Origin of the sequence: Streptomyces sp. NPDC002809, from assembly GCF_040295435.1 — a bacterium.
GTDB lineage: Bacteria > Actinomycetota > Actinomycetes > Streptomycetales > Streptomycetaceae > Streptomyces.
Genome location: NZ_JBEOVJ010000140.1, coordinates 1 through 10,326, shown reverse-complemented (window position 1 = coordinate 10,326; position 10,326 = coordinate 1). Strand labels below are relative to the sequence as shown.

Sequence of the window (10,326 nt, the reverse complement as noted above, 5' to 3'; positions counted from 1 at the left end):
CATCGTCCCGGAGCCGGGAGCTCCGAGGCGATGCCGCGCCGCCGCCTGCTTCCAGGCGTGTACTTCCAGGCGCTTGCGTTCAGGCCTTACGCGACCGAACGGAAGGCGGGCAGATAGCCGCTCGACTGTCCGACGGCCTTGGGGTGGTACGAGTTGTAGATCGGGATCGAGACGCTGTGGAGCCATGCGTCACCCGAGCAGAGCTCGTGTCCGGTGAACTCGTCGACGACGCTGGAGAAGGTGAATCCGGCATTCGCCGCCTGCTTGGCGATGACGCCGTTCAGCACGTCCGAAGCCTTGTTGATGGCGGTGCGCTCCGTCTCCGTGAGACCGGCGATGCAGCTGCCGCCGATCTTGTAGAAGCGCGGGTAGCCCAGCACCACGACGTGTGCCTGCGGAGCCCTGGAGTGGATCGATGTGTAGAGCGACCCCAGCCGGGACGGCAGCGCGCTGTTCATCTGCCCGACAGCGGCGTTGACGCTGGCGACGCAGGTGGCCTCGCTGGAGAGCACACAGTCCTGCATGACGTCGGCGAACCCGACGTCATTGCCACCCGCCGTGACGCTGACCAGCGAGGTGGATGAGCTCAGTGAGCCGAGCTGGCCGCTCGCCACCGAGCTTGTGGTGGCGCCCGAACAGGCGACAAAAGCGAACGACGAAGGGGAGTTCGCCGCCGCCCAGAGGTAGGGGTAGGACTTGGTGCTGCGACGGCAGTCGCCACTGTCGGACAGGTAACTCCCTGCGCCGACGCCGGACGAGTACGAGTCGCCCAGGGCGACGTACCCGCCGGCAGCGGCCGAGGCCGGCTGAGCCATGCCGAGAGCAGCCGCGGCGGCGAGGAGCAGAGTGGATGCGGAAGCCCAGAATCTCCGTACTGACATAGCTGTCAGCCCTCCGAAGTGTGGGGGGTGGGTGGGGGGTTGATGAGGCGTCCCCTGTTGTAGCAGCTTCCGGTACTCGCCGGTAATAGCCAGGCGGGAACCTGCCTGATTTGCCCGAATGATCGTTCGGCACCCGTAGCTCCGCGCGTAGATAAACCTGCAACTTGCCCTGAAACAAAGGTTTTACGACCAATGGCTCATCACTTCATAGGTGGAGGCGTGAGGCTCGGCGAGAAGGACGCGTCGCGTGCCTGGCCAACTGGCATGTCTCAAAAACGGTGTTGGCGGCGCCCACCGACGTGGCGAGGTCTTCGCCCGCGGCAGCCGCCGCCGATCGGCGCCGCCGGCTACAGGCCCGCGTCGCTCCGATCCGGCGCACAACTCGGCAGCGGCCTTCCCACGGCGCACCGGATCGGCGCACAATTCGGCGACCGTCCTACGGCGACTGCTTTCAGGCGACTGCCCTCCGGCAACCGCGCCCGCGCGTCGCTCCGATCCGGCGCACTACCCCGCAGCCGCCTCCCGGCAACGCTTTCCGGCAGCCGTCTCAGGGCCGCGACGCTCAGCGGCTGACCGCGGTCTCCCGCCCGACGCGCGACAGCTTCTCTGGGTTGCGCACGGCGTAGAGCCCGGTGATGAGCCCCTCGTCGACGCGCATCGCCACCACGGTGTCGATCTCGCCGTCGAGCCGGATGATCAGCGCCGGGTCACCGTTGACGTGGGCCGGCTGCAAGGTCATCGCCGCGGCGATCCTGCACAGCACACCGGCCACCGGGCCCGCTCCCACGATGGGCGCCAAGGCGGCCCGGACGACTCCGCCACCGTCTGTCAGCAGGACGACGTCGGGTGCGAGGACGTCGAGCAGGCGTTGCAGGTCGCCCGTCTCGACCGCCCGCCGGAACGCCTCGACCGTGCGGCCGGCCTCGGCGGTGGACACACTTCCGCGGGGCCGGCGCGCGGCGACGTGGGCCCGGGCCCGATGGGCGATCTGGCGGACTGCGGCGGGGCTCTTGCCGACGGCTTCCGCGATCTCGTCGTAGCCCAGGTCGAACACCTCGCGCAGGACGAACACCGCCCGCTCGGTCGGTGCGAGGGTCTCCAGTACCAGCAGCATCGCCATCGAGACGCTGTCGGCCAGTTCGACGTCCTCGGCCACGTCCGGCGCGGTCAGCAGGGGCTCGGACAGCCAGGGGCCGACGTAGGACTCCTTGCGCCGGCCGAGCGTGCGCAGATGGCTCAGGGCCTGGCGCGTGGCGATCCGTACCAGGTAGGCCCGCTGGTCCCGCACGGTGCCGGGGTCGACACCCACCCACCGCAGCCAGGTCTCCTGAAGGACGTCCTCCGCGTCGGCGGCCGAGCCGAGCATCTCGTAGGCGACGGTGAACAGCAGATTGCGGTGGGCGACGAACGCCTCGGTGACACCGTCCCCACGGACACCACGGGGCGGTTGCTCCCCGGCGGTGCCCCTCGTTCGGTCGCTCATCCCCGGCTCCTGCCCGTCGGCTCTCGGCTGCGGCGTACACGAGACGCCGGCGGCCGCAGTTCTGTGACACCCGCGGCCGGTGGGACACGTCACAAGTCCACACCGTCACAGAAACCGGGCTCTCGGCATCTTGTGTTCGTTCAGTGCCGCGGCACGCAGCAACACGAGTGAGGACGCAGTCATGGAAGCTCGTTTCAACCTCTTCGAGAGCCCGACCTCCACGAAGGTCGCCAAGCGGTTCTACAACACCTCGCTGGCCCTGGAGCAGTCGACGCTGCCGAAGTCCGTGCGGGAACTGGTGCAGTTGCGGGTCGGCCAGCTCAACGGCTGCGGTCTCTGCGTCGACGCGCACGCCAAGGAGGCCGCGGCCGCCGGTGAGACCGCGCTCCGGCTCAACCTGGTCGCGGTCTGGCGGCACAGCACCGTGTTCACCGAGGCCGAGCAGGCCGCGCTGGCGCTCGCCGAGGAGGGCACCCGGCTCGGCGACCACGGCGTTTCCGACGAGACCTGGGCCGGGGTGCGCAAGCACTACGACGACGACCAGGTCGGTGCGCTGGTCTGCCTGGTCGCCCTGATCAACGCTGCCACCCGGATGAACGTGATCGTGCACAACTCGGGTGGCTCGTACGAGCCGGGCGCGTTCGCGGTCATGACGGACTGACTCCTGAGCAGGGGCCGGGTGCCTGATCCGCTCTCCCGGACAGGCACCCGAGGCCCGCTTCTCCCGTTGCGCCGGCCCGACTCGGTCGCGCCCCGGGCGGAGCCGTTCAGAGGTCATCCGGTTCCAGGTTCCGGGTTCCGGGTTCCGGGGAGCTGGTGTCCGCCGAGCAGTCAGCGAGGGAGCTCCTCGGCGTCGCCGTCGCCGTCGCCGTCGCTGACGCCGACGGCCTGCGAGCCGTCCACTTCCCCGTACCGGAAGAGGACTTCGTCCTTCCGCGGCCGGAGTACCACGTCACCGTGGAACCGGTGGGGGACAGGGAGGATACAGTCGACGTCGTGGTAAGTGCGCACACTCTGCTGAGAGACCTCCCCCTTCGAGCCGGCCCCCTCGACCCGCACGCCGCGGCCGATCAGGGGCTGCGTACGGCGCTGTCCGGCGAGCAGGCCCGGTCCCGTGTGACGGGCTGCGGTTCCGTGGACGCGAAGAGGCCGCGGGCGGCCCTCTTCTGCGCGGACGCGAGGTGAACGGTCCCGCACGTATCACGATCAAGGACGTTGCGGCGCGTGCCGGGGTGTCCAAGGGTGCCGTCTCGCTGGCGTTCAACCAGAAGCCGGGTGTCTCGGACGCCACCCGGCAGAGGATCTTCGAGGCTGCGAAGGAGTTGGGCTGGGCGCCGAATCTCACAGCGCGCAGTCTCTCCAGCCAGAAGGTCGACATCATCGGCCTGGCTCTGTGCCGCCCTGCCCGGCTGCTGGGGCTCGAACCGTTCTACATGGACTTCATCTCCGGCATCGAGAGCGTGCTGGCCGAGCGGTCGTACTCGTTGCTCCTGAGGCTGGTGCGCGATCTCGACGAGGAGACCGAGCAGTACAGGTCCTGGTGGCGCAGTCAGACGATCGCCGGTGCCATCCTGGTCGACTTCCACGAGGACGATCCGAGGGTTCCGTCGCTGCAGTCCATCGGGCTGCCGGCGGTGGCCGTCGGGCATCCCTCCCTCACCGGTTCGTTTCCGGCGGTGTGGACCGACGACGCCACGGCCGCGGCCGAGGCCGTCCGCTATCTGGCGGCGCTGGGGCACCGGCGGATCGCCCGTGTCGGCGGGCCGGTCGGCCTCGGCCACAGCGCCATCCGGGCCGCGGCCTTCGCGTCCACGATGCGGGAGCTGGGGCTGGCGGAGGGCCGTCAGATAGCGACCGGCTTCGACGGAAGCGAGGGGGCCAGAGCCACCCGCTCCCTCCTGATGTCGGCCGACCGTCCCACGGCCATCGTCTACGACAACGACATCATGGCCGTCGCGGGAGCGGGAGTCGCCGCCGAGATGGGCTTCGTGGTCCCCGACGACGTGTCGCTGCTCGCCTGGGACGACTCGCAGCTGTGCCGGATCACTCATCCCACGCTGTCGGCGATGAGCCACGACGTGCACAGTTTCGGGGCACAGGTGGCCCGCACGCTGTTCGCCGTCATAGAGGGTGAACACACCGGTTCCGTACAGGTGCCGACCCCGTCACTCACCCCGCGCGGCTCCACCGCACAGGCACCCGCCCGCAGTTGAGAACGGCGTTCGCGAGGCACTGTGGCCTCTCCGCCCGACCGGGCGCAGAGGCCACAGCCTTTACGGAACCGGAGCGTGCCGAGCACGTCAGCCTTGGCGCAGGAAGTCCTGTCGAGCGCGAAGGTGCTGGGGACGCTGTTGGCCGAGGCGGAGGAACCGCTGAGGCCGAAGCTCACCGGGCGGTCCACGCAGTGATCGTCTTTCGGGGTCACCACCGGCCGAACCCCGCGGTCGTGGCGCGGCCCTCCCCGGCTGTGTGGGCTGCGGATCACGGAATGCGAGGACGGTTACGGGCGTGGCCCGGCCGCCGGCGCGGGGGTGCCGAGCTTGGCGGGGGCGCCGAGGCCGGAGGAGGCGACGAGCTTCGATGAGGCGACTGCGGCTGCCCCGAGGAGGCCGGCGTCCAGGGCGAGAAGAGCCGGCACGACGGGCAGGCCGCGGGTGAAGTCGAGCACGGCGTAGTCGGCCAAGTGCCGTCGCAGGGGAGCGAAGAGCGTGTCACCGGCCTGCGCCACGCCGCCGCCGATGACCACGAGGTCGAGCTCGACGAGAGCCGCCGTCGCGGAGATGGCTGCCGCGAGGGCCTGGGCGGCCCGCTCGTAGGCCCCGAGCGCCCTCGGGTCCCCGGCCCGCGCCGATTCCGCGACCGCCGCTGCCGTCGGCTCCACCCCGGCCGGGGCGGACCACCCGGCCGCCCGCGCGTGCGCGGCGATTGCGGTCCCGCTGGCGAACCCCTCGACGCAGCCTGGAGCCCCGCACGGGCACACCGAGCCGTCCAGATCGACGGTGATGTGCCCGATATGACCCGCGTTCCCCGTCCTGCCGGTGTGAAGCCGGCCGTCGAGGACCAGGCCGCCGCCCACTCCCGTGGACACCACCATGCACAGCGCGTTCTCGAACCCCCTGGCCGCGCCCCGCCAGTGCTCCGCGGCGGTCATGGCCACCGCGTCCCCGACCAGCACGGGCCGCAGCCCCACGGGCAGCCGCGGGTGCGCCGCCACCTGGTCGGTCAGCGGGAAGCGCCGCCACGCGGGAATGTTGACCGGGCTGACCGTGCCCGCGGCGGTGTCGACCGGGCCCGCACTGGCGATGCCGAGGCAGGTCAGCTCTTCCCACGTCGGGTGAGCGGCCAGTTCGTCGAGTACCGATGTCACAGCCGCCATGAGCTCGCCGGCGGACTTCTGCGCGGGAGTGGGCCTCTGTGCGCGTACGAGCAGAGTGCCCGCGTCGTCCACGAGCGCTCCGGCGATCTTCGTGCCGCCGATGTCCAGTGCTCCGTACACCGTCACGTCACCACACCTTTCGTGAAGGAAGCGGGTTTCCTTCGCTCCGCAGCACACTCTGACGGGTGGTGACAACGTTGTCTAGTAAACTGGTTTAGTTTAGGTCAAAGTTTAGCAATGTCACCCCTGTCGATCCCCCCGTCATGCCGCCGCCGACGGGCGCGCAGCGGTGGGTGGACGCCTCAACGGGCGTGCACCCGCGGCCTCGAGAACCGCTTGGTGCCGCCGCGTTCGCCGTTGGAGCCGACGTACATCCCGGGCCGCTTCCGATGCACCTCCGCTCCGTGCGGCACCGTGATGTGCGCGGCGTCGTACCTGGTGGCTTTCCCGCTCACGGAGTCCCCCTCCGGCCGTGCCCGGCAGAGCTGCCCAGCCCAGGCAGCATTCCGGAAAACGCCAGGTCAGGGGCAACGCAACGAATGCACGGGCGGGCGGGCGAGCACCCGCCCGGATGCGGTTGCCCAGACGGCCGAGGTGGACCACGGATGCGGGCCGGGCCCCGGCCGAGGTCGCGTAAGGCCCCTACCGGTCGGGCCCGGCGCCCTTGATCCCGGGCGACATGCTGCCGGAGGGGGACTCGCGAGGACGAGACTCAGGGTGTGCGAACCGCTCGATCGGTCCGCGCCGGGGCGATGTGCTTTTCCGGGCCCCGGCCGGACGGGCGGATCAGCGCAGTCCGGCGAAGAGATCGTTCTCGGGTACGGCCACGGAGGTGGCGTCCTTGACGCGTACGAAGGTCTCCACGCCCATCAACTCGCCGAACCTGTCCTTGCCCATCCTGAGGAAGAAGATGTTCTCGCCCTGACTGGCGTGCGCGGCCAGCGCATCGAACTTCTGACCGCTGAAAGCGGTGGTGTCCACCCACGTGGTGATCTCATCATCGGGGAGGCCGATCTCGGCCAGCGCGGCGGCCTCGGCAGGATCGGGCTCCGGCATGTCCTCCTGGAACTCCCGCATGGTCTCCCCGAACCGCTGCATCGTCGACCGGGGCATCGTCGTCCAGTACACCTTCGGCGTCAGCTCGGTCATCTCCAGCGCCGCCATCGTGATGCGGTGGGCCTGGATGTGGTCGGGGTGGCCGTAGAAGCCGTTCTCGTCGTAGGTGACGACGACATCGGGCCGGTAGTGCCGCATGAGTTCCGCGAGCCGGGCCGCGCCTTCCTCGACGGGCGTCTGCCAGAAGGACCCGGGGGCGTCGTTGCTCGGCCAGCCCACCATCCCGGAGTCGGCGTAGTCCAGCATCTCCAGATCGCTGATCTTCAGAACCTCACAGCTCGCCTCGAGTTCCTGGCGGCGTATCACGGCGACGGCCGCCGGATCGTGTCCGGGCTCGCCCGGTTTGACGCCCCCCGGCCCGTCACCGCAACCGCCGTCGGTACAGGTCACGAGAACCGTGCGGATGCCTTCCGCCGCGTACCGCGCGAGGACCCCTCCGGTTCCGGTGGCCTCGTCGTCGGGGTGGGCGTGTACTGCCATGAGGGTCAAGGGCCGGTCAGTCATGAAGCAGTCCTCCTGCGGACATACGTCTTGGTCGGAGTGCGCGGCGGGCGTACCGCGATCCCGGGGGCCGGATCCCGGCAGGGCGGACGACCTCGCGGTCTCCGTTTTCCCCGCAGTGCGGTGCCGGCCCCTCGGTCGATGCAACCGTGCGGGTCCGACCGGCTGTTCCCGACGCGGCGGCTCGGTCTTCCGGGCGTCGGGATTTCATGTTTGCGGTGGCTCGCGATCCATGCCGTAAGGCTCCACCCTGACCAGCTCCGATTCGGCAGTCTCACGAACGTGTCGTATTTCTCGCCCTGGCGGCCCGGCGCCGAAAGGGGGACAGCCTCCGCCGCGTCGGACGCCGAACCGGAACCACGGCCCGACGGGGCGGTGACGGAGCAGGCCGAGCTCGGCACCGAGCTCGGCAGCATCGAAACACTTGCCCGACCGTCGCCGGGCGTCAGCGCAAGGTGACGGGAAGAGTGGCGATGGGAAGAGCGGTCAGGACGGGTCGGTCGAGATCCGCAGGCAGCCGGGAGAACACTCGCGGGAAGCCGCCTTCTTCGGGGGCACTGCAGAGGGTGTGCTGATGGTCGCCACCTCGCGCTGTGCCGGGCGCATGGAGCATGCGAATGATGTCGGCCCTGTTGGCCGAGCCCAGCCGGCTCAGGAGTCCTGGACGAGCAGCCTGCCCCGGGTGCCGTCCTCGGACACGAAGGCGAACAGCCTCGGTGACGAACCGAGCCGGAGGACCGGGTGTTTCAGTTGTCGGGGTGGCAGCGGCTGGCTGCCGGTGACCGGTGGCAGAAAGCGGACTCGTCTTCACCTCGGCCGTGGGGACTGAGCCGGACGCGGCGAATGTGCGGCAGGAGATCCGTAAGGTCCTCGCCTGTGCCGCCCAGAAGCCTGGAACTGAGCTCAAGCCGCATGAGTGGACCACCCGGGAGACCCGGACGTCCTTCGTCTCGACCTTGTCCGATCGGAGCATCCCGCTCGAAGGGATCTCCCGGCTGGTCGGTCATTCCGGCACCGTGGATACCGAGGCGGTCTACCGAAAGCAGATCCGGCCAGTGATCCAAACTGGCGCGACGGCCATGGACGGCATCTTCGGTACGCCCCGGCCCCTGCCCCGCTCCCGCCCCCGGAGCGGTAGGCATGCGGATAGTCACGCACGCAGAAACAGGTGAGGCGCCTATCGAAGCCGATAGGCGCCTCACCTGCTGTTTTGGCTGTCGGGGTGGCGGGATTTGAACCCACGACCTCTTCGTCCCGAACGAAGCGCGCTGCCAAGCTGCGCTACACCCCGATCGCCGCCGGTCTCCCGGCGACATCGATTACTTTAGCCCACCGGCGCCCGGAGACGAAATCCGCTTTTTGTGCCGATCGGACGGCCGCCGTCCGTCACACGTCCCGGGCCGTCAAGGTCAGCAGGGTCGCCTCCGGGGGGCAGGCGAAGCGGACCGGGGTGTAGCGGTTGGTGCCGCAGCCGGCCGAGACGTGGAGGTAGGCGCGGTGGCCTTCGGCCGTGTGGCTGGAGAGGCCCTTCACGCGGTCCGTGTCCAGGTCGCAGTTGGTGACCAGGGCTCCGTAGAAGGGGATGCACAGCTGGCCGCCGTGGGTGTGGCCGGCCAGGATCAGCGGGTAGCCGTCCGCGGTGAAGGCGTCGAGTGAGCGCAGGTAGGGGGCGTGGACCACGCCGATGGAGAGGTCGGCGCCCGTCTCGGGGCCGCCCGACACCTCGGCGTAGCGGTCACGCCTGATGTGCGGGTCGTCGAGGCCGGTGAAGGCCAGTTCCAGGCCGTCGAGCTTGAGGCGGCCTCGGGTGTTGGACAGGTTCAGCCAGCCCGCGTCGTCGAAGGCGTCGCGCATCGGTTCCCACGGGTTGTGGACGACGCCGACGGCAGGGGTGTTCCCGTTGAGCCCGTGCTTGCCCGCGGCCTTCTCGAAGAGGTAGCGGGCGGGGTTGCGGAGCTTGGGACCGTAGTAGTCGTTGGAGCCGAACACGTACACACCCGGGAACTCCATCAGCGGGCCGAGCGCGTCGAGCAGCTCCGGTACGGCCTCCGGGTCGGAGAGGTTGTCGCCGGTGTTCACGACGAAGTCGGGGCGCAGCCCGGCCAGGGACTGCAGCCAGGCGCGCTTCTTGCGCTGGCCGCTGACCATGTGGACGTCGGAGACCTGAAGGACGCGCAACGGGCGTGCCCCGTGCGGGAGTACCGGGATGGTGACCCTTCGCAGGCGGAACGACCGGGCCTCGAATCCGGCTGCGTAGGCGAGACCGGCGGCGCCGGCCGCGGCGGTGACCGCCGTGATTTTCAGGGGTACTCCGTAGCGTGCGCGCATGCGCCCATCGTCGCAGACGGTGCGTGTCCACAGGAAAACCGGCGGGCGGTGGGCACCCCGCACCTGCCACAATCACCCCATGACCACGCTCAAGTCCAAGCTCAAGGAAGACCTCACCACGGCCATGAAGGCGCGCGACGAGCTGACCTCGTCGACGCTCCGGCTGACCCTCACCGCGATCACCAAGGAGGAGGTCGGCGGCAAGACGGCCCGCGAACTCTCCGACGACGAGGTGCAGAAGGTGATCGCCAAGGAGGCCAAGAAGCGCCGCGAGGCGGCCGAGGCCTTCGCCAAGGGCGGCCGGGCCGAGCAGGCCGAGCGGGAGAAGAGGGAGGGCGAGCTGCTCGACGCCTACCTCCCGCAGCAGCTGAGCGACGACGAGCTGACCGCGATCGTGGCGTCCGCCGTCGACGAGGCGAAGTCCGCCGGGGCCGAGGGGCCGCGTGCCATGGGCGCCGTCATGAAGATCGTGAACCCGAAGGTCGCGGGGCGCGCCGAGGGCGGCCGGGTGGCCGCCACGGTGAAGAAGCTGCTCGCGGGCTGAGGCCGCGCGGTTCAGCAGGCAGACATGAAGGTGGGGGGGGCCCCCCGCCCCGGCCGCCCACCCCCCAATAAAAACAGTTACGGGGCGGGCCCGGGGC

The 10,326-nt window shown here is 69.9% G+C and carries 9 protein-coding genes, 1 tRNA gene and 1 pseudogene; 5 read left to right on the top strand and 6 right to left on the bottom strand.

Annotated features, from left to right (window positions below; genetic code table 11):
* Positions 1-86 precede the first annotated feature (86 nt).
* Complete coding sequence (locus tag ABT025_RS38425; RefSeq protein ID WP_351003377.1) at positions 87-881, bottom strand: SGNH/GDSL hydrolase family protein; 795 nt, start codon at positions 879-881, stop codon at positions 87-89.
* A gap of 562 nt (positions 882-1,443) precedes the next feature.
* Positions 1,444-2,364, bottom strand: coding sequence for an RNA polymerase sigma-70 factor (locus tag ABT025_RS38420; protein ID WP_351003375.1), 921 nt, complete (start codon positions 2,362-2,364; stop codon positions 1,444-1,446).
* A gap of 181 nt (positions 2,365-2,545) precedes the next feature.
* On the opposite strand from ABT025_RS38420, the gene ABT025_RS38415 reads away from it, so the two are divergent.
* The 3 genes from ABT025_RS38415 to ABT025_RS38405 all read left to right on the top strand — a co-directional run bounded on the left by ABT025_RS38415 (position 2,546) and on the right by ABT025_RS38405 (position 4,577).
* Positions 2,546-3,025, top strand: coding sequence for a carboxymuconolactone decarboxylase family protein (locus tag ABT025_RS38415; protein WP_351003373.1), 480 nt, complete (start codon positions 2,546-2,548; stop codon positions 3,023-3,025).
* 155 nt (positions 3,026-3,180) lie between these two features.
* Complete coding sequence (locus ABT025_RS38410) at positions 3,181-3,549, top strand: hypothetical protein (protein ID WP_351003371.1); 369 nt, start codon at positions 3,181-3,183, stop codon at positions 3,547-3,549.
* Positions 3,546-4,577 (top strand): LacI family DNA-binding transcriptional regulator, encoded by a 1,032-nt coding sequence (locus ABT025_RS38405; protein ID WP_351003370.1) that lies wholly within the window; start codon positions 3,546-3,548, stop codon positions 4,575-4,577. The genes ABT025_RS38410 and ABT025_RS38405 overlap by 4 nt, the downstream gene beginning before the upstream one ends.
* A gap of 287 nt (positions 4,578-4,864) precedes the next feature.
* On the opposite strand, the gene ABT025_RS38400 is transcribed toward ABT025_RS38405, so the two are convergent.
* Both ABT025_RS38400 and ABT025_RS38395 read right to left on the bottom strand, forming a co-directional pair.
* Positions 4,865-5,866 carry an ROK family protein gene (locus ABT025_RS38400; protein WP_351003368.1) on the bottom strand — a complete coding sequence of 334 codons (1,002 nt, stop codon included), beginning with the start codon at positions 5,864-5,866 and terminating at the stop codon, positions 4,865-4,867.
* 660 nt (positions 5,867-6,526) lie between these two features.
* Entirely contained in the window at positions 6,527-7,360 is an 834-nt protein-coding gene (locus ABT025_RS38395) for a PIG-L family deacetylase (RefSeq protein ID WP_351003366.1), read from the bottom strand.
* Between the two features lie 753 nt (positions 7,361-8,113).
* On the opposite strand from ABT025_RS38395, the pseudogene ABT025_RS38390 reads away from it, so the two are divergent.
* Positions 8,114-8,529, top strand: a pseudogene (locus ABT025_RS38390) (hypothetical protein); the annotation flags it as partial.
* Positions 8,530-8,574: 45 nt separating this feature from the next.
* On the opposite strand, the gene ABT025_RS38385 reads toward ABT025_RS38390, so the two are convergent.
* A tRNA-Pro gene (locus ABT025_RS38385) sits at positions 8,575-8,648 on the bottom strand.
* A 95-nt stretch (positions 8,649-8,743) separates the two neighbouring features.
* Complete coding sequence (locus ABT025_RS38380; RefSeq protein WP_351003364.1) at positions 8,744-9,685, bottom strand: metallophosphoesterase; 942 nt, start codon at positions 9,683-9,685, stop codon at positions 8,744-8,746.
* A 79-nt stretch (positions 9,686-9,764) separates the two neighbouring features.
* Between ABT025_RS38380 and ABT025_RS38375 the strand changes: the two genes are divergently transcribed.
* Positions 9,765-10,229 carry a GatB/YqeY domain-containing protein gene (locus ABT025_RS38375; protein ID WP_351003362.1) on the top strand — a complete coding sequence of 155 codons (465 nt, stop codon included), beginning with the start codon at positions 9,765-9,767 and terminating at the stop codon, positions 10,227-10,229.
* Positions 10,230-10,326: the final 97 nt, after the last annotated feature.